We start from the raw sequence: 25915 nt of genomic DNA, 5'->3' as shown, positions 1-25915 counted from the left end.
GAAGAAGGGGAACCGATCATGACCATCCTGACCGAAACCGACAACGGACCGTTGGTCCTGAGCCCGGACCAGATCGAGGAACTCGGCCGCGAACTCGACGAGTTGCGCGCCGCGATCGTCGCCGACCTCGGCGAGCGCGACCGGGAATACCTGTACTCGATCATCAAGGCGCAGCGCGGCTTCGAGATCGCCGGGCGCGGCCTGATGTATCTCGGCTTCCTTCCGCCGGTCTGGCTGGCCGCGGTGGCCGCGCTGAGCGTGTCGAAGATCCTGGACAACATGGAGATCGGCCACAACGTGATGCACGGCCAGTACGACTGGATGCGCGAGCCCGGCCTGAATTCCCGTGTGTTCGAGTGGGACACGGTCTGCCCGGCCGACCAGTGGAAGCACTCGCACAACTACCTGCACCACACCTACACCAACATCCACAACAAGGACCGCGACATCGGCTACTCCATCCTGCGCATGGACGAGGCCCAGGAGTGGAACGTGCTGCGGCTCGGGCAGCCGCTGTACGCCTTCGTGCTCATGATGCTGTTCGAGTGGGGTGTGATGGGCCACGACCTCGAGGTCGAGAACATCCTGGCGGGCAAGAAGACGTGGCCGGAGGTCAAGAAGCTGCTCCTCGGCCAGTGGCGCAAGGCGGGCAAGCAGGTGCTCAAGGACTACCTGGTGTTCCCCGCCCTGACCGGGCCGCTGTTCTTCCACACCCTGGCCGGTAACGTCACCGCCAACCTGGTGCGCAACGTGTGGGCCTTCGCCATCATCTTCTGCGGTCACTTCCCGACCGGCGTACAGACGTTCACCGAGGAGGAGACCGCGGACGAGACCCGCGGCGAGTGGTACATCCGGCAGATGCTCGGCTCGGCCAACATCAGCGGCAGCAAACTGTTCCATCTCATGTCCGGCAATTTGTCGCACCAGATCGAACACCACCTGTTCCCGGACCTGCCCGCGAGCCGTTATCCGGAGATGGCGCCGACTGTGCGCGCATTGTGTGAAAAGTACGGTTTGCCGTACAACACCGGCCCGCTCGGTAAGCAGATCGGGTCGGTGTGGAAGAAGATTTTCAAGCTCGCACTGCCGCCGCGCTGGGTCGAGAGCGAGCCGTCTCCCGGTGTTATCGTGATGCGACAGCGGCAGGCGAGCGAAGCGGGCGTGTGAATGATCGGGAAATTCGAAAGCAACAAAGATCTCATTCAGGAAATGACCTCCTCCGGCGCCAAGCATGTCGGCAATATCGCCGGCATCATCACGGGCACCGTCGCGGAGGTCACCCGGGAGATCGGTGAGTGGATCACCGACACGATCGAGATGCGCGAGGCGGCGGCCGCGGCTCGCCGGGACGCCGCGGCGCAGCGGGACCTCGATACCGATCTCGGCGACGAGGCCGAGGTCCCGGTCGAGAAGCCGCCGGTCAGCCGGACGGAAGAGTTCCTCGACGCCGAAGTCGTCGAACCCGGAGTCGACGAGCCGCGCTGATCACCACACCGGCAGCCGGCGCCGGTGCTCGGTGACGTCGGTGATCAGATCCTGGTAGCCGTCGATCAGTTCGGCCAGCCTCGTCCACCGCAGGTGGGCTTCCCCGTCCACCTGCGCCGGATGCGGCCCAGTCGTGACCTCGTCGCCCAAAGTGTGACGAGCCGCAACCCATTTCGCCGCGATTCGATCGATCACCGCCCCGAGTGTCTCGGTATGCAGCGAGGCGCCCTCCCGGTGCTGCACGTTGGCGGCTACCCACGCGTCGATTCGTCCGATCCACTCGGCGCGGCAGCCGTCGATGTCCTCCAGCTGTCGGCTGCATGCCGCGACGTGCGCGCTGGACGCGCCCGGCGCGTGTGCTCGCTCGAGCGCCAGCTGCCGTCGCTCGTGGCATTCGACGAGCATGCGCGCGGCGTGCAGCACGCTGTGCCGGTGCTGGTTCTCGCCGGCTTCCCGGAGCGCGCGAAGCAGTGCGGCGGCGGGTGGCAGTTCCTCGGCTCCGAGGCCGCGCTGAGCGTATTCGGTGGGCATGGCATACCTCCGGCGACGCGGCGGATCTTGGATGCGCCAGGGCCGAGGGGGATTTCGGGGAGGGGCGCCCCTCGGCTCCGGCGCAGTCCCGCATCCGGATGTCGTCCCACGGTCCACCAGCACGGCAGAGAAACCGGGAAATCCGCGACGATGCGAGAGAAGACGTCCGAGAAATCGGGACACTTTCAGGAAAGCGCGATAGCCGAATCCACGCAATACTCTGGTGTACGAATCCGAGAGCTGCCGGGAAATCGTTATGTTCCGTTACGGATCGGTCAACCGGCTCCGCGCAGGGGTTGTGCGCTCTCGAATTGTTCGAGCGCATGCGCAGCAACCCGATTCGACCCGAGCGCTGCGCACACGCGTCCGATCGGCTAACCTCGGTCTTCGTGCCCGCCTACGTGTCATCGCCCGAGTTGACATTCGGCTTCATGTTCGCACTGGAAGACCCTGAGCGAATCGCCGAGGTCGTGCGCAATCTGATCGTCCGCAAGACCGTCTCGGTCTTCCGTCTGGCCCGGCTGTCCGATGACGACGGCCCGCCGGAGCGCTACGTGGTCAACTGGGCGGTCATCCCGCAGATCTCGATCACCACCAGCGCCCCGGATCACGAGGAACTGCGCGCCAACCGCATCATGCTGGTCAACGCCTTCCTCAGCGAGGACGGCGAGGTCAGCCTGTATTCGGCGCAGTCGAACGGACCTGCCTGACCAGGCCGTCCCGGCCGGTACGCACCCGGGACGGCCCGCTCGATCAGCCGACCGGGACCGGTGCGTCGAGCCGTCCGGAACGGGCGAGCGCGAACAACGCCGCCGCCGCGACCGTCCCGACGGCGACCAGCGCCGCCCACGCCAGTGCGCTCAGACCGGCCTCGCGCGTGGCATCCAGCAGCGTTCCGATGCCCAGATTCCCGAGCAGGATGCCGACGCCGACGATCGTGTTGTAGAGGCCGTAGTGCGTCGCCACCAGGTGGTTGCCCGCCAGTGCGACCACGGTGTCCATCTCGAACGGAAAGACCGCTGCCGCACCGATTCCCAGGACGACTGCGGTCAGCAGCAGCGCGCCGATCGCAGGCCACACGCCCGAGCCGGTGCCCGGGATCACCACCAGCGGTAGGAACGCGAACGCGAGAATCGCCATACCCAGTGCCAGGCTGTGCGCGCGGCCCCAGCGCTGCCCGAACCAGCGGGTGATGCGCAGCTGACCGGCGATAGCGACCAACCCGGACAGCACGAACACCGCGGTCATCAGCGCGGTCGCCGAGTCGCCCGCGATCCGTGCGGCGTGCACGGGCAACGCCAGGTAGACCTGGAAGGCCAGCACCGAGGAACTGATCATCGCCGAGGCGAACAGCAGGAACGGGCGGTTGGCCAGTACGACGCGCCAATCGTCCAGAACGGACGTGGTTTTCGGCGCGGCCGTGTGCTGTGGGAGCGCACGTAACTGGGCCAGCGTCAGCGCGCCGAACACCACCGCGGCGCCCGTGGCGGTCGCGCGGAAGTCGACGGCCATCAGCGCGAGCCCGACGATCGGGCCGAGCAATATGCCCGCCTGATAGAAGACGTTGAACACGGCGAACGCCTCCACCCGGCGCGACCCCGAGTCCACCGCCAGATACGCGCGGACCGCGGGATTGAACAGCGCGCCCGCGAAACCGGTCGCGGCCGACGCGACCAGCAGCGCCGGAAGCGTATCCGCGACCGCCAGCAACGCGAAACCGCCTGTGCGCAGCAGACATCCGGTCACGATCAGCGGTTTGTAGCCGAGTCGATCGGCCAGGGTGCCGCCGAGCAGGAACATGCCCTGCTGGGCGAAGTTCCGGATGCCGAGGACCAGCCCGACCGCCCACGCGGCCAGCCCGAGCGGACCTGCCAGGTAACCGGCCAGGTAGGGCATCAGCATGTAGAACCCGGTGTTGATGGCGAACTGATTGACCATCAGCATGCGGCTGGGGCGGTTGAAGCCGCGGAAGGTGGCGATCAGCTCGGTCATCGCGTCCGCTCCGCGTCGGCGCCACCGCGGGGATCGACGACCGTCGCGCAGCGCGTCCACGAGTCGACGACGGCGTCGGCCGGATGCGCGATGCGCAGGGGTGCGGCGGGCGGCGTGACGCCGAGCAAGCCGTGCGCACGGCAGTACTCGTCGTTGTAGACGGTGTCGAAATAGCGCAGCGGGCCGTCGGGGAAGATCGCGGCGATCCGTGTGGCCGGATCGCTGGTGCGGGCCAGCCAACCGGCGACCAAGGTAACGGCGCCGACGCTCCAGCCGCCGCTGGCATGGTGTGTCGCGGCGAGCCTGCGGCAGGCCCACACCGCTTCCGCGGGCGCGACCCAGTGCACCTCGTCGAACGCCGGATAGTCGACGTTGCCCGGATGAATACTCGACCCCAGCCCGCGCATCAGCCGCCGTCCCGAGGGCTGGCCGAAGATCGTGGACGCCACGGCGTCGACGCCGACCAAACGCAGGTGCGGGAAGTACCGGCGCAGCGTGCGCGCGATTCCGGCGGAATGGCCGCCCGTGCCGACCGAGCAGACCAGAACATCGATCCGGCCCAGCTGGGCCACCAGCTCGAGCGCCAGGGTTTCGTAGGCGTCGCGGTTGTCCGGGTTGCGGTACTGGTCGGGGCACCAGGCCCGGGGGTCCCGCGCCAGCAGTTCGGCGACGCGGTCGCGGCGCGCCTGCTGCCAGCCGCCGGTCGGGTGCGGCTCGGCGACCAGTTCTATCCGCGCACCGTAGGCCGCGAGCATGCGGTGCATGAGTGGTTCCAGGCCTGGGTCGGTGACCAGTGTGACCGGGTGGTGATACACCATGCCCGCCAGCGCGAGGCCCAGACCGAGCGTGCCGCTCGTCGATTCGATGATCGGCGCGCCCGGTGCGAGGTCGCCACGCGCGATGGCGCGCTCGACCATGTGCAGCGCGGGCCGGTCCTTCATCCCGCCGGGATTGGCGCCTTCGAGCTTGGCCCAGAAGCCGCGGCCCTCCGGTGGCGTGGTGTCGCCCAGCGGTTCGGTGATCCAGAGGACCGGCGTGTTGCCCACCATGGTGTCCGGACGCGGACAGCGCTGGGCGGTGGTCAGGAGACTCGCAGGGCTCGCGAGCGGTGTCGAGGGACGGGTCTGCGGCTCGCGCGGAGCGGGATCGGGCACAGCCGGGTTCTGCAGCGCAGAAGTCATGGGGAATCGTCGATTCTGTGCGGTCGCTACTGGTAGCGACGGTGTGAGTGCGGACTTCGCACGAACACCGGCCGGGCCCCGGCAGGCTCCGGCCTGACGCTGACCGATCAGTTCCGATCGATGCCGAATCGAGTGAGTTTGTCTCTGCCCGGACACACCGGGATGGCCGCGATCGGGGGCGCGCGCACGCCGCCACCGAGCGCGGCCGCCGGCGCCGCCAGAAGCACCGGCACCGAGGCGACCAGCAGCAGCACCAGCAGCGAGATGGCGCGCGGCAGGGCGGCGAGCACTGCGTCGCCGGGAACGTGCCGATCCGGCTCGTTGGCGTGCTGATGGCGGTCGAGGAGGATCGCCTGGGTGACGGAAGAGGCCATGACCGGGCCGGACGCTTCGATATGCGCGTGCGGCGCGGCGGCGTGGGTGAAGACGTGACACTGGGGCACCGCGATGGCGACCACCCAGGCGGTGTACGCGAGAGCCACGAGTACCCGGGTCACCGGTAGTCGCAGCGCGCCGAACGTCACGTCCCGATGGTACAAGTCCGGCCGGAGCGCGATCCGCCGGTGTTGGGGGCGGTTCGATCGATTCGATTGCGGCTCAGGCCCAGCCGTGCGCGGACCGCCCTCTCCGCGCGCCTATTCGTTGGCGTGTCGGTATCAGATGGTGCCGTTCCCGCACGGCTGGGTACGGGACAATCAGGACACCTACTGGTTGTGGTTTGGATCACAACAACCGTAAGGAGCGTTGCTCATGGAACTCGAGAAGCCCGCCGTCCCGTCCGACCCGATTCGCGTGCGTGGCGATCTGGATCCCGCGCTGTCGCGGTGGTTGTGGCTGGTCAAGTGGCTACTGGCGATACCGCACTACATCGTGCTTTTCTTCCTGCACATCGCCTACGCGGTGCTCACGGTCGTCGCCTTCTTCGCGATCCTGATCACCGGCAAGTACCCGCGCGGCCTGTTCGACTTCAATGTCGGCGTCATGCGCTGGGGATGGCGGGTGACCTTCTACTCCTTGTCAGTGCTCGGCACCGACAAATACCCGCCGTTCAGCTTGCGGACGAACGCGGACTACCCGGCCGACCTGGAGATCGACTACCCGGAGACATTGCACCGCGGCCTGGTACTGGTGAAGTGGTGGTTGCTGGCCATTCCGCACTACCTGATCGTCGGCGCGGTGGTGAGCGGCGGCGTCGCGTTCGCGGGCGGCGAGGGGGACGACTGGGGCGGCGCCTCGATTTCGCTGCTGAGCATCCTGCTGATCGTCGCGCTGGTCGCCTTGCTGTTCACGGCGCGCTACCCGCAGGGCCTCTACGACTTCGTGATGGGCGTCAATCGCTGGATCATCCGCGTCCAGGCATACGCCGGTTTGATGCGGGACGAGTACCCGCCCTTCCGGCTCGACCAGGGCGCTCGCGAGTCCGACTGAGCCCGGCCTCGCCACCGGATCCGCCCCTCCCGTCAGCGGGCGGATTCGTAGATCCGCCGCACCACGTCCTCGATCTCGGGCTCCTCGATCGACAGGTCCCGCACTTCGGCGCGCTCCGACACCGCGGCCAGCAACTGCGCGGCCGTGATCTGTTCCGGATCGAAGGCCAGCCGTTGCCGCATGCCGTCGGCTTCGGTGCCCAGCAATTGGGCCGAGGGCAGATCGTCGAAGTCCGGCGACGGTTCGGCCAGGTCCACCACCAGCACCCGGCGCGCGCCGACGGTGGCCGCCAATCCGGTGAGCGATCCGTCGTACACCAAGCGGCCATGATCTGCGACGAGCACACGCTCGCAGAGCCTTTCGATATCGCCCATGTCATGGGTGGTGAGCAGCAGGGTAGTGCCGCGCTCGGCGCGCTCGGCCCGGAGGAACTCGCGCAACCGTTGTTTCGACAGCACGTCGAGGCCGATCGTGGGCTCGTCGAGGATCACCAGCTCGGGCGAATGCAGCAGGGCCGCGGCGACTTCCGCGCGCATGCGCTGGCCGAGCGAGAGCTGGCGCACCGGTGTGTCGAGGGTATCGGCCATTTCCAGTTGCTCGATCAGTTCGTGTGCGCGCTCGCGTGCGGCATCCGGCGCCAATCGGTGGATCGCGGCGAGGATCGAGAACGATTCGCGCAGCGGCAGATCCCACCACAGCTGGGAGCGCTGGCCGAACACCACCCCGATCCGGCCGGCCAGTTCGCGTCGCTGCCGCACCGGGTCCAGCCCGCAGGTACGCACGGTGCCGGAGGTGGGCACCAGGATGCCGGTGAGCATCTTGATCGTGGTGGACTTGCCGGCACCGTTGGCGCCGATGTAGCCGACGGCGGCGCCCCGCTCGATCCGGGCGGTCATCCCGTCGACCGCGGTGAGCGTTTCACGGCGTCTGCGCCAGCGGCGGCCGTTCTTGCGATACAGGATGAACTGCCTGGTGAGGTCCTCCATATCGATGATCGCCTCCGGGCCGGGGCGCCGGCTCGTTCTCATCCTCCGCCTCCCTGATAGTGCCGAGTGCCCGAGCGCCACAGACCCAGCGCCAGCAGCCAGACCCACAGCGCCGCCACCGGAGTCAGCCAGGCCAGCCAGGCGGGCAGCAGCGGCGGGCCGGGCAGGCGCAGCAGCGCGAGGGTGGGCAGGTAGGCCGTGAACGCGACCGGAATCGCGAACCCGAACAGTAATCGCATGGGGGTGGGGAACACCGATGCCGGTTGAGTCGCGGCGAACGAGCCGCCATAGGTGAAGCTGTTGGTGAGTTCGGAGCCGTCGATCAGATAGAACTGCAACCCCGCGGCGCAGACGAACACGCCGCCGAACAGCGCGATACCGCCGAGGAGCGTGAGGGTGAGCAGCGCGGCCGTGGTCGCGTCGCAGGCGATGTCGTTGCGCGCCAAGCCCGCCGCCAGCGCGACGATCGAGACGGACGCGCGCGCGAACCTGCGCAGCGAGACATCGCTGGTGATCAGTTGCAGCAGCAGCGGTTGCGGTCGCAGATGATAGGCGTCGAGCTGGCCCATCCTGATCAGGACCGGCAGCGTGTCGAGGTGGCCGAACAGCACCTGGGACAGCGCGAAACTCGTGTTGCTCAATCCGAACAGCAACAGCGCGCCGTCCAGATCCAGTCCGCCGAGGACGCGCGCGGCGCGGAAGATCAGCCAGACTTCGGCCAACTCGACCAGGCCGACCAGCAGGGCGCTCAACAGCTCACTGACGAAGGACAATCGGTAACTGCGCTGCGCGCGGATCCTGGAGCGCAACACCGCGACGTAGGGTGTCGACCACGACCCGGCACGCGCGGCAGCGACCTCAACCACCTTGCACCTCCAGCCTGCGTCGGCCGGTGATCAGCAGCGCGCGCCCTGCGATCCCGGCCACCAGCACCCAGAACACCTGCACGCCGATGACGGAAAGCGCTTCCGCACCGGTGATCCGGCCGGAGAGCACGTCGATCGGAGACTGCAGGATCGAGGGGAAAGGCGTGGTGGCCGCGAGCGCGCCCAGCCACGCGGGGAACATGTGCACCGGGACGAAGAGCCCGGCCAGGAAGGTCCCGCCGGTGTAGTACAGCACCCGGATGCCGCGGGTCTCCACGACCCAGAATCCGATCAGCACCACGATGAACCGGCACAGGAACGAAATCACCACGGCCAGTAGGACACTCACCGCCCCGAGCAGATACGGTCCGGTCGAGACCGGCATCACCAGCCCGAAGGTGAGCGTGCCCACCAGCACGCTCGGTATGCCGCGCGGCAGAAAGGTGCACGCCGCCCGCCCGAGATCGTCCGCGAGATAACCGCATTGGATATCGACAGGGCGCAGGAAATCGATGGCGATGTCACCGTTCTTCACCCGATCATCCAGTGGTCCGAGGGATCCCATGAATTGCAACGCACCGAGCAGCCCCTGTGACAGCCATACGTAGGCGCCGATGCTGCCCCGGTCGTACCCGCCGAAGTCACCGCCGGCGTCCACCGCCGCGGCCAGGACGGCCGCGCGGACGAACCCGAACACGCAGTTGGTGAACAGTCCCGCGAACATCGCCGCTTTGTATTGCCACTGTCTGCGGAATCCGGCGCCCATGAGCGATGTGTAGAGGGCGACGGCGCTGCGAAATCGTTCCCCCGACGGCACGCTGTCCGCCCCCCTCCGGTCTCCCGCGCACAAGGGGTCAACCCTACCGGCCCGGGTGGGCACGGGAAAGGCTTCTGCGCTGTTTGCGGGAAAAGGCCGCCATCCACGCGTCGCGGATGTTAGAAACACTGTCACTTCAGATTGTGGAGCGCTCGCGCACGACGAGTAAGGATCGCCGATGACCGTCGCCGAGATGACTGTTTTCGAGGCACTCGAATCCAACGTGCGCGGGTACTGTCGCTGCTGGCCCGCGGTCTTCGACACCGCCAGCGGAGCGTGGCTGCGCGATGAGACCGGCAAGGAATACCTGGATTTCTTCGCCGGGGCGGGATCGCTCAACTACGGCCACAACAACCCCGTGCTCAAGCGGGCGCTGCTGGACTACATCGCGGGCGACGGCATCACCCACGGCCTGGACATGTCCACCGTCGCCAAGCGGCGGCTGCTGGAAGCGCTGCGCGACAACGTCTTCGGCCCCCGCGGCCTGGACTGGAAAGTCCAGTTCCCCGGGCCGACCGGAGCGAACGCGGTCGAGGCCGCGTTGAAACTCGCCCGCAAGGTCACCGGGCGCCAGACCGTGCTGAGCTTCACCAACGCCTTCCATGGCATGTCGCTCGGCGCGCTCGCGGTCACCGGAAACGCCGCCAAGCGGTCCGGCGCGGGGGTGCCGCTCGCGCATGCCATGCCCATGCCCTACGACGGATACCTCGGCATCGCCGACGACCTGCTCTGGATGCGCAGGGCGCTGGACGATCCGTCTTCCGGTCTGGACAAACCGGCCGCGGTGATCGTGGAGACGGTGCAGGGCGAAGGGGGCATCAATGTGGCCCGCGTGGAATGGCTGCGCGGACTGGCCGAGCTGTGTTCGGCCCGTGGCATCCTGCTGATCGTCGACGACGTCCAGATGGGCTGCGGCCGTACCGGGCCGTTCTTCTCCTTCGAGGTCGCCGGGATCACGCCCGACATCGTGACGTTGTCGAAGTCGATCGGGGGTTACGGCCTGCCGATGGCGTTGGTGCTGTTCAAGCCGGAACTCGATCAGTGGGCGCCCGGCGAGCACAACGGCACCTTCCGTGGCAACAACGCGGCATTCGTCACCGGTCGTGTGGCGCTCGAGCACTATTGGTCGGATTCCGCGCTGGAACTCACGACCCTCGCCAAGGGGGAGCGGATCGCACGGGCGCTCGATGGGCTGGCGGAGGGGTTCGACGGGGTCTCGGCGCGCGGACGCGGCCTGGTGCACGGCATCGTCTTCGAGGACGCGTCACTGGCGGAGAAGGTCGGCCGGGCCGCGTTCGACCGTGGACTGCTCGTGGAGACCTCCGGCTCGGCGGACGAGGTGATCAAGCTCATGCCGCCCCTGACGGTCACCGACGACGAGATCGATCACGGCATGCGCCTGTTGACCGGAGCGATGGAGGCGGTCTGCGGTTGACGTGTTGCGGAAGTCTCACCGCGCTGCCGATGTGGCGGTGAGGTGCGAGTAATCGCGCTGCGATGAAGGCAAACGAGCCGCGACGTCACACTAATCCGGACGCAACAGTCCGGTGGTGTCCTGGTAGTCATGCGAATGCCCTCCTGGCTCGGGAAGAGCAAGACAACCAGCATCTACGACAAGGTCGGCGGTCACGAGGCGCTCGAGGTCGTCGTGGAAGACTTCTACACTCGCGTACTCGCCGACGGTGAATTGGCTGGGTTCTTCACCGGCACGAACATGTCGCGGTTGAAGGGGAAGCAGGTCGAGTTCTTCGCGGCGGCCCTTGGCGGTCCCCTCCCGTACACCGGCGCTCCGATGAAACAGGTGCACCAGGGCCGGGGTATCACCATGCACCACTTCGGTCTGGTGGCGGGACACCTGGAGGCCTCGCTCACCGCGGCCGGGGTGCCCGCCGACCTGGTCGCCGAGATCCTGGGTGCCGTGGCCCCGCTGGCCGACGACATCGCTTCCTCGCCCGCGGAGATTTGAGGCTTGGCAGGGCGCTCGCGCTGGTCGGCGGCGGGCAATGGGGCGGTGTCCGGCCCTGCAACCGGCTCGCAAGTCTCGCCGGAACTTCGGCTCGATCGCGGACACTGTTCGGTGGCGAGATGCGCGGGAGGAGAATCTCCGAGTGTTTGAGCTTCGCGCTCCCTGGGTAATAGCACTGGAGACCCGCATAGCTGCAGGTCTCCAGTGTGCTGCGCCCCCGGCAGGAATCGAACCTGCGACCTAGGGATTAGAAGGCCCTTGCTCTATCCAACTGAGCTACGGAGGCAGCGGGTTCCACGATGGCCGACATTGGCCGTGCTGTCCAGCGGGTCGATTATAGCGACCGTCCAGGTGGTCGAACTCTTAGCGTTAGCAACGTTTCAGCCATCCCGAGACAGTAGGTGACGTGCCGGTGGTGATCCGCGGTCAGGATATCGGTACAAACCCGACCGGGCCACGGATTACTCGCCGAACTACGCTCAGTCGTATGTCGTCCGCCCCCACCTCGTCCGCCGCTCCCGAAGCCGAGGCTGTCCGGTCCGGGGCGACGTTCACGACGGTCACCGCGCTGGCCGGCGCCATCGCGGCCGTGGTCGCGGCACTGGTGGTGGGGCTGTCGGCGGCGCAGGCGCTGAGTCTGCTCGGCATCCCCGACCCGGGCGTGGCGACCACCTACGGCCTGCCCGCGGTGCGGGCGCTCGCCGATCTGGCGGCGGCCCTGACGGTCGGTTCGCTGCTCTTCGCGGCGTTCCTCGTGCCGCCGCAGGGCAATGGACTGCTGGACGTCGGCGGATATCGGGCGGTGCACCGGGCATCGAACTTCGCGGTGGTCTGGGCATGCTGTGCGGCGCTGCTCGTGCCGCTCACGGTCTCGGACACCACGGGCCGGCCGGTCGGGGAAGTGCTGCGGCCCGACGGTCTGTGGCGGGCTATCGGTCAGATCGAGTTGGCCGGGGCCTGGCGCACGACCGTCGTCTTCGCCCTGATCGTCGCGGTCGGCTGCCGGCTCGCGCTGCGCTGGGGCTGGACTCCGGTGCTGCTCGGCGGCGCGATCGCGACCATGATGCCGCTGGCGTTGACCGGGCATTCGTCCTCGGGCGGGTCGCACGACGTGGCGACCAACAGCCTGATCCTGCACCTGGTGGGGTCCGCCGTCTGGGTCGGCGGCCTGTTCGCGGTGCTGGCGCATGCCTTGCGCGGCGGCGCGTACACCGACCTGGCGGCGCGGCGCTTCTCGCTGACCGCCACGGTGGCTTTCGCGGTCATCGCGGTCAGCGGCGTGATCAACTCCTGGGTCCGGGTGCCGCTGGACGAGCTGTTCAGCAGCACCTACGGCAGGCTGGTGCTCGCCAAGGCCGCGGCGCTGGCGGTGCTCGGCGCGTTCGGTTATCTCCAGCGCCGCGCCGCCTTGCCCGCCCTCGCGGCCGATCCCCGCGACCGCTCGGCGCTGGCCCGCTACGCGGGCGTCGAGGTGCTGATCTTCGCCGCGACCATCGGCCTCGCGGTCGGGCTCGGCCGCACGCCGCCGCCACCTCCCGATTCCGTTCCGACCCCCGTCGAAGTGGAGTTGGGCTACGACCTGGCTGGGCCGCCCAGCGTCGCCCGCATGATGTTCGACTGGCGGTTCGATCTGATCTTCGGAACGTTGTCGGTCGTGCTCGCGGTGCTGTATCTGCTGGGCGTGCGGCGGCTGCGAGCGCGGGGTGACGCGTGGCCTGCCGGGCGGACGCTGGCCTGGCTGTCCGGGTGCGTGGTGCTGCTCGTCGCCACCTCCTCCGGCGTCGGCCGGTACTCGCCCGCGATGTTCAGCGTGCATATGGGAGCGCACATGGCGCTGTCGATGCTCGCCCCGATCCTGTTCGCGCTGGGTGGCGCGGTGACGCTGGCGTTGCGCGCGCTGCCTCCGGCGGGCCGCGGCGGCGTGCCCGGCCCCCGGGAATGGCTGCTGGCCGCCGTGCACAACCCGGTGTCGCGTTTTCTGACCCACCCGATCGTGGCCTCGGCGATCTTCGTCGCGGGGTTCTACGCGCTGTATCTGGGCGGCATCTTCGACGCCTACGCCGACTCGCACGCCGCGCATCTGCTGATGAACACGCACTTCCTGCTCAGCGGTTACCTGTTCTACTGGGTGGTGATCGGCATCGACCCCAAGCCGAGGCAGGCCGAACCGCTGACCAAGCTCGCCATGGTTTTCGGCTCGCTGCCGTTCCACGCGTTCTTCGGCGTGGCGCTGATGAGCACGACCACGGTGCTCGGCGGCTGGTTCTATCGCGGCCTAGGGCTCGGCTGGAACGGCGACCTGCTCGGCGACCAGCGCACCGGCGGCAGCCTCGCCTGGGCGAGCGGTGAGGTCCCTCTGGTGGTGGTGATGCTTGCCTTGCTGATCCAATGGTCGCGCAGCGACAAGCGGCTCGCGCAACGCACCGATCGAGCCGCCGAACGCGACAACGACGCCGCACTCGCCGCATACAACGCGATGTACGCCGAACTGGCCAAGCGAGATGGAGAAGTGCGTAAGTGAGTGAACGCGCCACCGTGGTCTCCCCACACAGACCGGTCGGGCGGGTGGAACGGTCGCACGTGCGATCCGCGCGCAAGCGGCTGGCGGGGCAGATCCGCAAGACGCCGGTCTTCCACACGTCCGTGGCGAGCCCGTCCGGTCCGGTGCCGGTGACGATGAAGCTCGAGCATCTCCAGCACGGCGGGACGTTCAAGGTCCGCGGCAGCCTCAACGCGCTGCTGGAGTCGGGCGAGGAGGCCGATCAGGTCGTGATCGCCTCCGGTGGCAACGCCGGTATCGCGGCCGCGCTCGCCGCCGCGCGACTGGGCAAGTCGTGCACGGTCGTCGTCCCGGAGACCGCCCCGCACACCAAGGTCGCCGCGATGTGGTCGCACGGCGCCGATGTGCTCTGGCACGGCACCACCTATGCGGAGGCCTTGGGTCACGCGGCCGAGCTGGCCGTCGAACGCGACGCGCTGCTGCTGCACGGCTACGACCTGCCCGCGGTGGTCGCGGGGATCGGTGTGGTCGGGCTGGAACTCGAGGAGCAGGTGCGCGGTCGGCCGCCGGTGCTGGCCGCGGTGGGCGGCGGCGGACTCGTCGCCGGGATCGCGGCGGCGGTCGGGCGCCGTCAGCAGGTCATCGGGGTGGAGCCCGAGGGCGCCGCGATCCTGCGCGCGGCGTTGACGGCGGACCATCCCGTGGACATCGTCGGGTCCGGGCCTACCGTCGACGCGCTGGGCCCGACGCGGATCGGCGAAATCGCCCTCGACGTCTCGCGCCGGCACGGAGTGCGGTCGCTGCTGGTCAGCGATGACGCGATCAGCGCGGCGCGCGAGTATCTGTGGCGCGAATTCCGCATCCTCGTGGAACTGGCCGGCGCGGCGGCGCTGGCCGCGGTGCACAGCGGAGCCTATGTTCCCGAGCCGGACGAGCGCCCGGTCATCGTGCTCTGCGGCGCGAATACCGACGTGGCGGTGTTCTGATCTCTCCTGCGTGAAATGTTCAATCTTCACAGCTCGGGAAGCTGTGCACATTCCCGGATCGGCTCGCTCGGCGCCCGCGGATCGGCGCACCCTGGAAGAGCCTCCTGGAGGGGGAGGAGATTCCGGGCAGGCCCGGATCCGAATGTGAAGGGGCGTAATCATGTACGAGGCTCATGCGACCGTGATCGGAACGATCGCCACGCATCCGGTCAAGCGCGACCTCGCCAACGGCGAGCAGGTGGTCACCTTCCGGCTGGCGAGCAATTCGCGCCGGCTGGATCACGCGTCGGGGCAATGGGTGGACAACGGCACCTTGTACCTCACGGTCAGCTGCTGGCGCAGGCTGGTGGCGGGGGTCGACGCGTCCCTGCGGCGCGGCGATCCGGTCATCGCCTACGGCCACCTGCGTTCCCACGAGTACCGCAGCAAGGACGGTGTGGAACGACGAGACCTGGAGATGCGCGCTACCGTGGTCGGACCGGACCTGTCCCGCTGTGTGGCGCGGCTGACGCGGTGGTCCGATCTGCCGTCGCGGAATACTTCCGACGTGCCGAGCGCTGAAGCTCGGGTACCGGACCGCGATGCGCCGGGGGAGAATATCGCCGCCGCCGGTTCTGCACCGCCGCGCAGTAGCGCACCCGAGCCTGTCGACGCTTGATCGCACGGCCGGTTTCGTCCCGGCGGCAGGTAGCTCTGCTTCGTCCCCCCATCTCACGCACCGATAGGCTGCACACTTATGGCTGAGTTCATTTACCAGATGAAGAAGGTTCGCAAGGCGCACGGCGACAAAGTCGTGCTCGACGATGTCACCTTGAACTTCCTTCCCGGCGCCAAGATCGGCGTCGTCGGCCCGAACGGCGCGGGTAAATCCAGCGTGCTGAAGATCATGGCCGGACTGGACCAGCCGAACAACGGTGACGCCTTCCTCGCCCCGGGCGCCACCGTCGGCATCCTGCAGCAGGAACCGCCGCTCAACGAGGAGAAGACCGTCCGCGGCAACGTCGAGGAGGGCATGGGCGAGATCAAGGTGAAGCTGGATCGCTTCAACGAGATCGCCGAGCTGATGGCCACCGACTACTCCGACGAGCTCATGGAGGAGATGGGCAAGCTTCAGGAGGATCTGGATCACGCCGACGCGTGGGATCTGGACTCCCAGCTCGAGCAGGCGATGGACGCGCTGCGCTGCCCGCCGCCGGACGAGCCGGTCACCAACCTCTCCGGTGGTGAGCGCCGCCGGGTGGCGCTGTGCAAGCTGCTGCTGAGCAAGCCCGACCTGCTGCTGCTGGACGAGCCGACCAACCACTTGGACGCCGAGAGCGTGAACTGGCTCGAGCAGCACCTGGCGCAGTACCAGGGTGCCGTGCTCGCGGTCACCCACGACCGGTACTTCCTGGACAACGTCGCCCAGTGGATCCTCGAGCTGGACCGCGGCCGCGCCTACCCCTACGAGGGCAACTACTCCACCTACCTGGAGAAGAAGGCCGAGCGGCTCGAGGTGCAGGGCAAGAAGGACCAGAAGCTGCAGAAGCGGCTCAAGGAAGAACTCGCCTGGGTGCGTTCCGGTGCGAAGGCCAGGCAGGCCAAGAACAAGGCCCGTCTCGGCCGGTACGAGGAGATGGCGGCCGAAGCCGAGAAGATGCGGAAGCTGGACTTCGAGGAGATCCAGATTCCCGCGGGCCCCCGTCTGGGCAACGTCGTGGTGGAGGTCGAGCACCTCGACAAGGGCTTCGGCGATCGCCAGCTGATCAAGGACCTGTCGTTCACCCTCCCGCGCAACGGCATCGTCGGCGTGATCGGGCCGAACGGTGTCGGTAAGACCACGCTGTTCAAGACCATCGTGGGGCTCGAGCAGCCGGACAGCGGCGAGGTGAAGGTCGGCGATACGGTCAAGCTGAGCTACGTCGACCAGAACCGCGCGGGCATCGACCCGAAGAAGACGGTCTGGCAGGTGGTCTCCGACGGGCTGGACTACATCGAGGTCGGCCAGCAGGAGATGCCGTCGCGCGCCTATGTGAGCGCGTTCGGCTTCAAAGGCCCCGACCAGCAGAAGCCTGCGGGCGTCCTGTCCGGTGGTGAGCGCAACCGGCTGAATCTGGCGATGACCCTCAAGCAGGGCGGCAACCTGATCCTGCTCGACGAGCCGACCAACGACCTCGACGTGGAGACCCTGGGTTCGCTGGAGAACGCGCTCGAGAAGTTCCCCGGTTGCGCCGTGGTCATCTCGCACGACCGCTGGTTCCTCGACCGCACCTGCACCCACATCCTCGCGTGGGAGGGCGACTCCGACAACGAGGCCAAGTGGTTCTGGTTCGAGGGCAACTTCGAAGCCTACGAGGCCAACAAGGTCGAGCGGCTCGGCCCGGACGCGGCTCGCCCGCACCGGGTGACGCACCGCAAGCTGACCCGCGGCTGAGTTCGTCGTGGCGGGTGGGTGCGCGACGTAGCACGCACCCCCCTGCCCGGAGCGGCGAAAGATTCGTGCGCAAGCACGGGTACCCGGGACATCAGTAGCCGAAGGCGAGCGGCCATCGCCTCGGTGGGAGTCGCTTTCCCTCTGGCCGGGCGATCCGGTGGCCCGACCACGGCTGTCCGCCACCGTTCGATGCGGGCGGCGCTCGGACCGGATGTCGGCGAGTCGATTTCGGCGTGCGTGATCCGCTGCCACCGCGGGAGAAGGCGCGGAGGTCGGGCGCTGGCTTCCGCCGCTGCTCAGCGTTTGCCGGTGCGCCGTGGGAGGCGGCTGGGCCGGACGGTAGAGCCGGGAGCGGGCGACGAACGCTCTCGGTGGGACGGCGCGAAAAGTCTTTGTCGCCGAACGCGGAAACAGGAGTGACACCTACCCGCGCGTAGCTCGCTAGGGTGGAGATGTGAATGCGCAGGCGCAGTTCGAGCAATCGGTGGCTTCGGTCGCCGGCGCGGTGGCCGAGCTGACCCGAGGTACCGGTGCGGCGCCGCTGCCGCCGCGGATACGACCTGTAGCGCTCACCTGACGTTCGCGGGTCCGGATTCTGTGCTGTGCCCGAGGTCATCGCGTGCGATCTCGGCACACGAGCGGCGAACTACGCGGTCGCGGTGAACTCCTGCATGTCGAAAGGGAATTCACCCACGCGTCCTCGGCGCACAGTTACTCTCGGACCGGCGTCACTTTGTTACGGAACCGATATCCGAGGGAGTTGGCGAAAAATGACCGTCTCGTCCGAATTGTCCAGCGCGGCGTGGGCCGCGGGTTTGCCGCAGTCACTGCGCGGCGAACTCGCGACGCTCGAGGAAGCGTACTTCCGCCACGTCGACGCGGGCGATGTGGACTGTGCGATCACCGGCATCACCCAGATCTTCCGCAGGCATTTGGAGTTGGCGGTGACCCGCCGCCCGGGGCGCGCGCTGGTCCGGGTGTATCACCCGGATGACGGTTCCGGAGTCGGTGCGGCGGTGCAGATCGTCACCGACGACATGCCGCTGCTGGTCGAGTCGATCAGCTCGTCGCTGAGCCGGATCGGCGTGAGCGCCAGCGAGATCATCCACCCGATCTTCGAGGTCGAGCGGGACGAGCAGGGGCAGCTGACGCACGCCGCCGCGCACGAGGTGGACGGCACCGGCGCGGCGGGGCTGCGCGAATCCTGGATGCACGTGCAATTGCACCCGTCGACCAGTGCGGCGCTGCTGGCCAAGGTCGAATCCGCGATGCCGGACGTGGTGGACGACGTGCGTCAGGTGATCGGTGACACCGATGCCATCAAGGACGCGCAGAGCAAGCTGGCCGACGACCTGGAACGGGCCGCGCGATCCGGGGCGGCGCCGTTCGAGCCGACCGAACTGACCGACACCGCCAACCTGTTGCGCTGGCTGGCCGGGGGGAATTTCACCCTCCTCGGATACGCGCGTTATCGGCTGAGCACCGACCAAGGCCGGGAGATGACCACCGTCCTGCCCGCCACCTGCCTCGGCGTACTGCGTCCGGACGTGGGCACCGACTTCCACGTGCCGGTCAACGGCGGCGACCGTCCCCTGCTGACCCTTACCCAGGGGCTGGTTCCGGCTACCGTGCATCGTGCGGTGTACCCCTACTTCGTCAGCGTCGCCGACTTCGACGCGGACGGAGCGGTGGTCGGCGAGCACTTGTTCATCGGCGTCTTCACGGTCACCGCCGTGCACGAGAACGTCCTGGACATCCCGGTGATCGAGCGCCGGGTCCGCTCGGCGATCGAGGAGAGCGGATTCGACCTGGAATCGTTCTCCGGTCAGGCGATGCTCGAGGTCATCCAGTCCTTCCCGCGCACCGAGCTGTTCTCCGCCGACGGCGAGACACTGCGCCGCACCGCCACCGCCGTCCTGAGCGTGGGCTTGCGCCGCCAGGTGCGCCTGTTCCTGCGCGCGGACACCTACGGCCGCTATGTCGCCTGCCTGGTCTACCTGCCCCGTGACCGGTACACCACGAGGGCGCGGCTGGAGATGCAGGACATCCTGGTCCGCGAACTGGGCGGAGTGTCCATCGACTACTCCGCGCGAGTGGGCGAAAGCGACTTGGCGCGCGTGTATTTCACGGTGCGCATGCCGGAAGCCGAGCACGGCGCCCCGCGGCGGACGCCGCCCGCCGCCGACACTTCCGAACCCAACCGGCTGCGTCTGCAGAACCTGCTCGCCGAGGCGACTCGTACCTGGGACGACCGCCTGAACGACGAGGTGAGCACGTCGACGGTGCTCGACCCCGCCGTGGTGCAGCAGTACGCGGAAGCTTTTCCCGAGGGCTACAAGCAGGATTTCGCCTCGCCCCGCGCGCTGCGGGACATCGTGCGCCTGGAGCGGCTGCGCGACGGCGGTATCGACCAATACCTGTACCGGAAGCCGGATTCGGCCCCCGGTTCATGGCGCTTCACCTTCTACATCGGTGGCAGCGGGATCTCGTTGAGTCAGGTGCTTCCGCTGTTGCAGAGCCTCGGCGTCGAGGTGGTCGACGAGCGGCCCTACCAGATCGAGCTGGAGGCCGCCGACGGCGCCGAAGGCGGTGAGCGGTGGATCTACGACTTCGGCCTGCTCGCCCGCGCGGAGCTGCTGCGCAGTTCGCTCGATCGGGATCTGGACGCGGAACTGCTGGAGTCCTCCAAGCGCGCCGACGTGCTGGAGGCGGAGGTGCGCGGGCTGCGGGAGCGGTTCGTGGAAGCCTTCGAGGCGATGTGGTACGGCCGCGCGGAGGCGGACGGCCTGAACGAACTCGTGCTGCGTGCCCGGCTGCCGTGGCGGGCCGTATCGATCCTGCGCACCTACGCGAAATATCTACAGCAGGCGGGCTTTCCGTACAGCCAGGCCAATATCTGCCGTGTGCTGCTCACCTATCCGGATATCGCGCGCCTGTTCGTCGACCTGTTCGCGGCGCGCTTCGATCCCGACACCGTCTCCGCCGAGCACGCCGCGGAACTGGAGACGCAGGTGCGCGGCCGGATCGACGAGGTGGTCAGCCTGGACGCGGACCGCATCCTGCGCGCGATCCTCGGCCTGATCAAGGCGACGCTGCGCACCAATTACTACGTGACCGACGCGGATGGCAAGCCGCGCGACTACGTCTCGGTGAAGGTCGAACCGCGGGAGATCGCCGAATTGCCCAGGCCGAAGCCGCAGTTCGAGATCTTCGTGTACTCGCCGCGAGTCGAGGGCGTGCACCTGCGATTCGGTCCGGTGGCCCGTGGCGGCTTGCGGTGGTCGGACCGCCTGGAGGACTTCCGCACCGAGATCCTCGGTCTGGTCAAGGCGCAGGCGGTGAAGAACGCGGTGATCGTGCCGGTCGGCGCGAAGGGCGGCTTCGTGGTGAAGCAACCGCCGGCGGCCACGGGCGATCCGGTCGCGGACCGCCAGGCGCTGAGTTCCGAGGGCGTGGCCTGCTACCGCACGTTCATCTCCGGCCTGCTGGATGTCACCGACAATGTGGACCGCGCGAGCGGGGAGGTGCTGCCCCCCGCCCGAGTCGTGCGGCGCGATGGTGACGACACCTACCTGGTGGTGGCCGCCGACAAGGGCACCGCGACATTCTCCGACATCGCCAACGATGTGGCCCAGAGTTATGGCTTCTGGTTGGGCGACGCGTTCGCCTCCGGTGGATCCGCGGGTTATGACCACAAGGCGATGGGCATCACGGCCAAGGGTGCGTGGGAGAGCGTGAAGCGGCACTTCCGCGAGATGGACCTCGATACGCAGACCCAGGACTTCACCGTGGTCGGCATCGGTGACATGAGCGGCGACGTCTTCGGCAACGGCATGCTGTTGTCGGAGCATATTCGTCTGGTGGCCGCGTTCGACCACCGCCACATCTTCCTCGATCCCGACCCGGACGCGGCGCGTTCCTACCGGGAGCGGCAGCGGATGTTCGCGTTGCCCAGGTCGTCGTGGGCGGATTACGACACCTCGCTGATCAGCCCCGGTGGAGGTGTGTGGGACCGCACCGTGAAGGCGGTGCCGATCAGCCCGCAGGCCAGGGCGGCGCTGGGCCTCGGCGATGACGTCGTCTCGCTGTCGCCGCCGGATCTGGTCCGCGCCATCCTGCTCGCCCCGGTCGATCTGCTGTGGAACGGCGGGATCGGCACCTACATCAAGGCAAGCGCCGAGACCAACGCCGAAGTGGGTGACAAGTCCAACGACCCGGTGCGCGTCAACGGGAACAAGTTGCGGGTCAAGGTGATCGGCGAGGGCGGCAACCTCGGTGCGACGGCGCTGGGCCGCATCGAGTTCTGCCGCAACGGCGGCAAGATGAACACCGACGCCTTGGACAACTCGGCGGGCGTGGACTGCTCCGACCACGAGGTCAACATCAAGATCCTGCTCGATGCCGTCGTCTCCGGCGGTCAGCTGCCGCCGGACGACCGCAATCCGCTGCTGGCCTCGATGACCGACGAGGTCGCGCAGATGGTCCTGCGGGACAACGTGGCGCAGAACTTCCTCATGGGTATCTCGCGCACCGAGGCGTCGCAGATGCTGAGCGTGCAGATGCGGCTCGTCGAGGACCTCGAAGTGCGTCGCGGCCTGGATCGCGAACTCGAGGCGCTGCCCTCGGATCAGGAGTTGAAGCGCAGGCTGGAAGAAGGCTCCGGGCTGGCGTCGCCGGAGCTGGCCAATCTGATGGCGCATGTGAAGCTCTCGCTCAAGATTGATCTGCTCGATTCCGACCTGCCCGACAGCCAGTATTTCGCCATGCGGCTGCCGGACTACTTCCCGACTCCGCTGCGCGACCGTTTCGGGGCGGCGATCAAGCGGCACCGGCTGCGCCGGGAGATCGTCACCACCATGATCGCCAACGAGATGGTCGACTATGGCGGCATCACCTACGCGCACCGGTTGAAAGAGGAGGTCGGGGCCACCGCCACCGACGCGGTGCGCGCCTTCGCCGCGGGCAGCGGAATCTTCGATCTGCACCAGATGTGGGCGCGAATCCGTGCTTGCGACGCGCCCACGTCGGTGCGCGACCTGCTCGAGCTGGAGACGAAGCGCACGCTGGACCGGGCCTCCCGCTGGCTGCTGAGCAACCGGCCGCAGCCGATCGCGGTGGGCTCGGAAATCAGCCGGTATCGCGCCGACGTGCGCGAACTGGCACCGAAGGTGCCGGGATGGCTTCGCGGACACCACGTGTCGACCCTCACCGAACGGTCCGCCGAGCTGATCGCCCGCGGCGCGCCGACCGATTTGGCCACCGAGGTCTTCGGCCTGCTCCACCTGTTCCCGCTGCTGGATATCGTGGACATCGCCGACATCACCGACCGGGACGGCGACGAGGTCGGGTCGCTGTACTACGCGCTCAATGATCACCTCAAGATCGACTGGCTGTTGCAGGCGGTCAGCCACCTCGAACGCGGCGACCGCTGGCACGCGCTGGCGCGGCTCGCGCTGCGCGACGACATGTACGGGTCGCTGCGCTCGCTCACCCTCGACGTGCTCTCCGGCGGCGACCCCGAGGAAACGGCGGATGAGAAGATTGCATACTGGGAGTCGAAGAATCAGTCCCGCCTCGGCCGAGCCAGGGCGGCGCTGTCGGAATTGTTCGAGTCCGGAACCCACGATCTCGCCACGTTGTCGGTTGCAGCGCGGCAAGTGCGGAGCATGGTGAGCGGGGTGGGCGCTCAATCGGAGGTACCACGTTGACGAGTTCGGTGAGCGGAAGTGGGAAAGCGGCGGGCAGCCTCGTGCTGCCCAGGCGTTTCCACGCCAAGGTGGACGTCAGGTGGTCGGACATGGACGTGTTCCAGCACGTCAACCATGCCCGGATGGTGACGTTGCTGGAAGAGGCGCGGATTCCGTGGCTGTTCGAGGACGGTCGTCCGACCGCCCCGCTGCGCGAGGGCTGCGTACTCGCCGACCTGCGGGTCCGCTACCGCGGCCAGCTGCGGCACGAGGACACGCCGCTGGATATCGCCATGTGGATCGAGCAGTTGCGCGCGGTCGACTTCACCATCGGCTACGAGGTGCGTGCGGCGGGCGCGCAGCCCGATTCGCCCGCGGCCGTGGTCGCCTCCACGCAGATCGCGGCATTCGACATGCGGGCGCAGCGATTGCGCAGGCTCACCGACGCCGAGCGTGATTACCTGTCCGAATGGATGGAGTGAGTGGCCGCGCGTCGATGATCGTCGAGTGCTGACGGCGGAGCTGCCGTGATAGCGGAACAACGAGTGCTGCATGTGCCGGATCCGGCGGAGCGAGAGAACCTCGCGACGTTTCTGACCAGGGCCGTGCGGCTGGACCCGGCGGCGGTGGTGCGCTTGCGCCGCCGCGGGGAGAAGTACGTCGCGGCCTGGGTGGCGACGGGTTTCGAGGTGCTGGCCATGCGCACGGTGGTCGCCGAGCTCGGTGTCGACGACGTGACCGTCGGCGCCGATCTCGTGCTGGCCGGTTCGGCGAGCGGCGGTCCGATCGACCTGGGATTCTCGATGGATTCGGCGTGGCGTGGCGCGCTGCCGCCGACGGACGGTTTCGCGCACGTCGACGACGTGCCCGCGCGCACCTTGGTGGAACTCGCCGAGCAGGGTGCGCAACTGGCGAAGGAACACAGCAGCAGCCACGGCCCGCCCGCCTCGTTGCTCGATCAGGCGGTGCTGACCGTGTCCGGCGCGGGCGCCCGGGTGGAGGTGCCGATGCGGGTCGTCTTCGCCCTCACGGCCATGGACTTCATCCCGCATTCGGGGGAGAAGGCCGACGCTCGCCGCATACCGCCCACCGAGATCGTGCGCGTCCGGGCGACCAGGACATGGCTGCGGCTCGACGCCCGCTACGGCTCCGTGGCTCGGCGGCTCGGTGGAGGGATTCCCCTGCTACCGCATTGAGCGTGCCGCGCGCCGAAACCACTGTGGGCTGGACACCGTTGCGCTGCTCGAACGTCTACGTTCGTGTCGTCGAGTGCACCTTCGGCTTGCTGCTTCCGCGTAGACGCCGCGTCCCGTCGATGCGCGCGGCGCGGGGCAGCGGGAGAGTGGTGCGAGAGTGGCTATCGCCGTGCGAACCGTCGATTGTGCTGCCTCGCAATACTTTCGCTCCACGATGCGGTCACCGGACCTGCACCGAGTGCAGGCAGATTCGGAGCTGATCGCGTTGGGCATGCTCGCCGATCGTCGCGACGAAGTCGGCCGCGCCCGCACCGACACCGTCAATAGGCTGTGGTGGTTTCGCGGCGCCGTGGGCCCGCCTCGAGGGGTGGATCGCCCGCTGGTGCCGGTGAGCGGTGTGCTGCCAGCGGTTGCGCGTATCGACGGTTGTCTGCGCGGGGTGTCGCGGCGCCGTCGGCACGCTTCGAGGGCGGGGCGCCCGCTGGCGCCGACGGGCGATCGTGCTGCCGTCGGTCGCGGGCACGATCCGCTGACGACGGATCGTCGTGCGCCGGACCGGCCTTTCGAATTCGTTCCGTACGGCCATCATCAGCTCGGTTGTGCCGTACGCGGCGTTATTCCGGCGCGCGAGGCGGACCCGGTAGCACGTGGACGTCCGGGAACGATCGATGGTATGGGCGGCGCCGTCGGCAGGAGGGGACGGCGCCGCCCTTCGCGAAAGAAGGTGGCAGGAAGGGTGTTCGGGCCCGTCAGGGGACGCCGATCGAGCGAAGGAGTGCCGCCGTCGCGGCGGCGGCGAGCATGACCAGCAAGATGGGGCGTTGGTACCAGGCCAACACTCCGCCGACGAGAACGCCTGCGGGCACGGCGAATCCGAGGCTCGCGGTGCCGATCGGCAGGGTGGTCACGGCCACCACCGCGGCCAGCAGCACGACGGCGCCGATTTCCAGCATGCGCACCGCGCGCGCCGGAATGCGCACCCGCTCGCGCAGCGCGGGCCCGGCCCAGCGAAACGCGTAGGTGCCCGCGGCGAGGGCGATGATTCCGGCGGCCAGCATCACGCGGCTCCCTGTGCGGCCGACGGATCGGGTTTCCCCCGCGCCGCGACCAGCACCCCGCAGAGGGCCAGGAGGACCGGCAGTCCGGTGGGCAGGAACGGAGCGCAGACCAGCGCGATCGCCGCGCCCGCACTCACCGCGGCGAGAGTGGTGCGATCCCGCAGAGCCGGCAGCACCAGCGCGAGCAGGACGGCGGGAAACACCGCGTCGAGCCCGAACGCCGATGTGTCCGGAACCACCGATCCGATCAACGCCCCGATGGCCGCGCCGCCGGGCCAGGCGAGCAGCACCCCCGCGCCGGTGAGCCAGTAGGCCGCCCGCCTGCGCCGCGCGTCGGGCTGCGCGATGGTCATGGCGACCGACTCGTCGTTCATCAGATGGACGCCCAATGACCTGCGCCAACCTGTGCCAACCGCGTCGGGGACCGACAGACCGTAGGGCACATGCCTGGCGTTCACCAGCAAACCCGCCAGCACCGCCGCGATCGGACTGCCCCCGGCGGCGACGATGCCGATGAAGAGGAATTCCGAGCTTCCGGCGAGCACCACGCACCCGAGCAGGATCGGGAGCCAGATCGGCAAGCCCGCCGCGACCGCGGTCGCCCCGTAGGAGACCCCCATCACGCCGACGGCGAGACAAACTGCCCCGATTCCCGTCATCACATCCCGATCGAGTGTTCGCCATATCGAACGCATGTTGTTTATAGTGAACATGGCGCCCGGTTCCGTCAATATGGTTTTCTGTCGCTATTCGCACGACCACAGGTTCGAGCGAAGCGAGACCGAAGACGTCGCGCCACAGGCGACGCAGAACAAACGGAGCG

General features: G+C 68.1%; 23 protein-coding genes and 1 tRNA gene. 14 read left to right on the top strand and 10 right to left on the bottom strand.

What is annotated here, in order from left to right; translation table 11 throughout:
- The first annotated feature begins 18 nt into the window (after positions 1-18).
- Both ACZ6DL_RS28015 and ACZ6DL_RS28010 read left to right on the top strand, forming a co-directional pair.
- Entirely contained in the window at positions 19-1167 is a 1149-nt protein-coding gene (locus tag ACZ6DL_RS28015; protein WP_466055542.1) for a fatty acid desaturase family protein, read from the top strand.
- A gap of 42 nt (positions 1168-1209) precedes the next feature.
- Complete coding sequence (locus ACZ6DL_RS28010; RefSeq protein ID WP_245548852.1) at positions 1210-1485, top strand: hypothetical protein; 276 nt, start codon at positions 1210-1212, stop codon at positions 1483-1485.
- Here ACZ6DL_RS28010 and ACZ6DL_RS28005 read toward each other — a convergent pair whose 3' ends face one another.
- Positions 1486-2016 carry a DUF4254 domain-containing protein gene (locus ACZ6DL_RS28005; RefSeq protein ID WP_466055540.1) on the bottom strand — a complete coding sequence of 177 codons (531 nt, stop codon included), beginning with the start codon at positions 2014-2016 and terminating at the stop codon, positions 1486-1488. It abuts the gene before it with no gap.
- 431 nt (positions 2017-2447) lie between these two features.
- Between ACZ6DL_RS28005 and ACZ6DL_RS28000 the strand changes: the two genes are divergently transcribed.
- Positions 2448-2726: a hypothetical protein gene (locus ACZ6DL_RS28000; protein WP_466055539.1), complete on the top strand. Its 279-nt coding sequence runs from the start codon at positions 2448-2450 to the stop codon at positions 2724-2726.
- A gap of 43 nt (positions 2727-2769) precedes the next feature.
- On the opposite strand, the gene ACZ6DL_RS27995 is transcribed toward ACZ6DL_RS28000, so the two are convergent.
- The 3 genes from ACZ6DL_RS27995 to lpqS all read right to left on the bottom strand — a co-directional run bounded on the left by ACZ6DL_RS27995 (position 2770) and on the right by lpqS (position 5713).
- Positions 2770-4008 carry an MFS transporter gene (locus ACZ6DL_RS27995; RefSeq protein ID WP_466055537.1) on the bottom strand — a complete coding sequence of 413 codons (1239 nt, stop codon included), beginning with the start codon at positions 4006-4008 and terminating at the stop codon, positions 2770-2772.
- Positions 4005-5057 (bottom strand): PLP-dependent cysteine synthase family protein, encoded by a 1053-nt coding sequence (locus ACZ6DL_RS27990; RefSeq protein ID WP_466055787.1) that lies wholly within the window; start codon positions 5055-5057, stop codon positions 4005-4007. Before ACZ6DL_RS27990 ends, ACZ6DL_RS27995 begins: the two co-directional genes overlap by 4 nt.
- A 239-nt stretch (positions 5058-5296) precedes the next feature.
- Positions 5297-5713 carry a putative copper homeostasis (lipo)protein LpqS gene (lpqS, locus tag ACZ6DL_RS27985; protein ID WP_396986829.1) on the bottom strand — a complete coding sequence of 139 codons (417 nt, stop codon included), beginning with the start codon at positions 5711-5713 and terminating at the stop codon, positions 5297-5299.
- 226 nt (positions 5714-5939) lie between these two features.
- Between lpqS and ACZ6DL_RS27980 the strand changes: the two genes are divergently transcribed.
- Positions 5940-6617 (top strand): DUF4389 domain-containing protein, encoded by a 678-nt coding sequence (locus ACZ6DL_RS27980; protein WP_466055535.1) that lies wholly within the window; start codon positions 5940-5942, stop codon positions 6615-6617.
- A gap of 32 nt (positions 6618-6649) precedes the next feature.
- Here ACZ6DL_RS27980 and ACZ6DL_RS27975 read toward each other — a convergent pair whose 3' ends face one another.
- The 3 genes from ACZ6DL_RS27975 to ACZ6DL_RS27965 are packed head-to-tail and all read right to left on the bottom strand — an operon-like array spanning position 6650 to position 9235.
- Positions 6650-7645 carry an ABC transporter ATP-binding protein gene (locus tag ACZ6DL_RS27975; protein ID WP_466055533.1) on the bottom strand — a complete coding sequence of 332 codons (996 nt, stop codon included), beginning with the start codon at positions 7643-7645 and terminating at the stop codon, positions 6650-6652.
- On the bottom strand, positions 7642-8469 hold the full coding sequence (locus ACZ6DL_RS27970) for an ABC transporter permease (RefSeq protein ID WP_466055531.1): 828 nt from the start codon (positions 8467-8469) through the stop codon (positions 7642-7644). The genes ACZ6DL_RS27975 and ACZ6DL_RS27970 overlap by 4 nt, the downstream gene beginning before the upstream one ends.
- Positions 8462-9235: an ABC transporter permease gene (locus tag ACZ6DL_RS27965; RefSeq protein ID WP_466055529.1), complete on the bottom strand. Its 774-nt coding sequence runs from the start codon at positions 9233-9235 to the stop codon at positions 8462-8464. The genes ACZ6DL_RS27970 and ACZ6DL_RS27965 overlap by 8 nt, the downstream gene beginning before the upstream one ends.
- A gap of 229 nt (positions 9236-9464) precedes the next feature.
- Between ACZ6DL_RS27965 and ectB the strand changes: the two genes are divergently transcribed.
- Together ectB and ACZ6DL_RS27955 are read left to right on the top strand one after the other, a co-directional pair.
- Positions 9465-10721 carry a diaminobutyrate--2-oxoglutarate transaminase gene (gene ectB / locus ACZ6DL_RS27960; RefSeq protein WP_466055528.1) on the top strand — a complete coding sequence of 419 codons (1257 nt, stop codon included), beginning with the start codon at positions 9465-9467 and terminating at the stop codon, positions 10719-10721.
- A gap of 129 nt (positions 10722-10850) precedes the next feature.
- Complete coding sequence (locus ACZ6DL_RS27955) at positions 10851-11252, top strand: group I truncated hemoglobin (protein ID WP_063053819.1); 402 nt, start codon at positions 10851-10853, stop codon at positions 11250-11252.
- 212 nt (positions 11253-11464) lie between these two features.
- Here the strand turns inward: ACZ6DL_RS27955 and ACZ6DL_RS27950 are convergent.
- Positions 11465-11538, bottom strand: a tRNA-Arg gene (locus ACZ6DL_RS27950).
- A gap of 201 nt (positions 11539-11739) precedes the next feature.
- On the opposite strand from ACZ6DL_RS27950, the gene ACZ6DL_RS27945 reads away from it, so the two are divergent.
- The 8 genes from ACZ6DL_RS27945 (at position 11740) to ACZ6DL_RS27910 (ending at position 24034) form a co-directional block, all read left to right on the top strand.
- Positions 11740-13773 (top strand): bifunctional copper resistance protein CopD/cytochrome c oxidase assembly protein, encoded by a 2034-nt coding sequence (locus ACZ6DL_RS27945; protein WP_466055526.1) that lies wholly within the window; start codon positions 11740-11742, stop codon positions 13771-13773.
- Entirely contained in the window at positions 13770-14738 is a 969-nt protein-coding gene (locus tag ACZ6DL_RS27940; protein WP_466055524.1) for a serine/threonine dehydratase, read from the top strand. The genes ACZ6DL_RS27945 and ACZ6DL_RS27940 overlap by 4 nt, the downstream gene beginning before the upstream one ends.
- 160 nt (positions 14739-14898) lie before the next feature.
- Positions 14899-15396 carry a single-stranded DNA-binding protein gene (locus ACZ6DL_RS27935; RefSeq protein ID WP_466055522.1) on the top strand — a complete coding sequence of 166 codons (498 nt, stop codon included), beginning with the start codon at positions 14899-14901 and terminating at the stop codon, positions 15394-15396.
- Positions 15397-15474: 78 nt separating this feature from the next.
- Positions 15475-17151 (top strand): energy-dependent translational throttle protein EttA, encoded by a 1677-nt coding sequence (gene ettA, locus ACZ6DL_RS27930; RefSeq protein ID WP_063053815.1) that lies wholly within the window; start codon positions 15475-15477, stop codon positions 17149-17151.
- 454 nt (positions 17152-17605) lie between these two features.
- Positions 17606-17728, top strand: coding sequence for a hypothetical protein (locus tag ACZ6DL_RS27925; protein ID WP_281218377.1), 123 nt, complete (start codon positions 17606-17608; stop codon positions 17726-17728).
- A 193-nt stretch (positions 17729-17921) separates the two neighbouring features.
- Positions 17922-22859, top strand: a complete 4938-nt coding sequence (locus ACZ6DL_RS27920) for an NAD-glutamate dehydrogenase (RefSeq protein WP_466055521.1) — start codon at positions 17922-17924, stop codon at positions 22857-22859.
- Between the two features lie 8 nt (positions 22860-22867).
- Complete coding sequence (locus ACZ6DL_RS27915; protein WP_063053764.1) at positions 22868-23320, top strand: acyl-CoA thioesterase; 453 nt, start codon at positions 22868-22870, stop codon at positions 23318-23320.
- A gap of 45 nt (positions 23321-23365) precedes the next feature.
- On the top strand, positions 23366-24034 hold the full coding sequence (locus ACZ6DL_RS27910) for a DUF8185 domain-containing protein (RefSeq protein ID WP_466055518.1): 669 nt from the start codon (positions 23366-23368) through the stop codon (positions 24032-24034).
- A 749-nt stretch (positions 24035-24783) separates the two neighbouring features.
- Here ACZ6DL_RS27910 and ACZ6DL_RS27905 read toward each other — a convergent pair.
- Complete coding sequence (locus ACZ6DL_RS27905) at positions 24784-25092, bottom strand: AzlD domain-containing protein (RefSeq protein WP_357128243.1); 309 nt, start codon at positions 25090-25092, stop codon at positions 24784-24786.
- Positions 25092-25787 carry an AzlC family ABC transporter permease gene (locus ACZ6DL_RS27900; protein ID WP_466055516.1) on the bottom strand — a complete coding sequence of 232 codons (696 nt, stop codon included), beginning with the start codon at positions 25785-25787 and terminating at the stop codon, positions 25092-25094. Before ACZ6DL_RS27900 ends, ACZ6DL_RS27905 begins: the two co-directional genes overlap by 1 nt.
- Positions 25788-25915 lie beyond the last annotated feature (128 nt).

It is taken from the genome of Nocardia sp. NPDC041819 (genome assembly GCF_055590505.1).
This window is presented reverse-complemented; position numbering and strand designations above follow the sequence as displayed.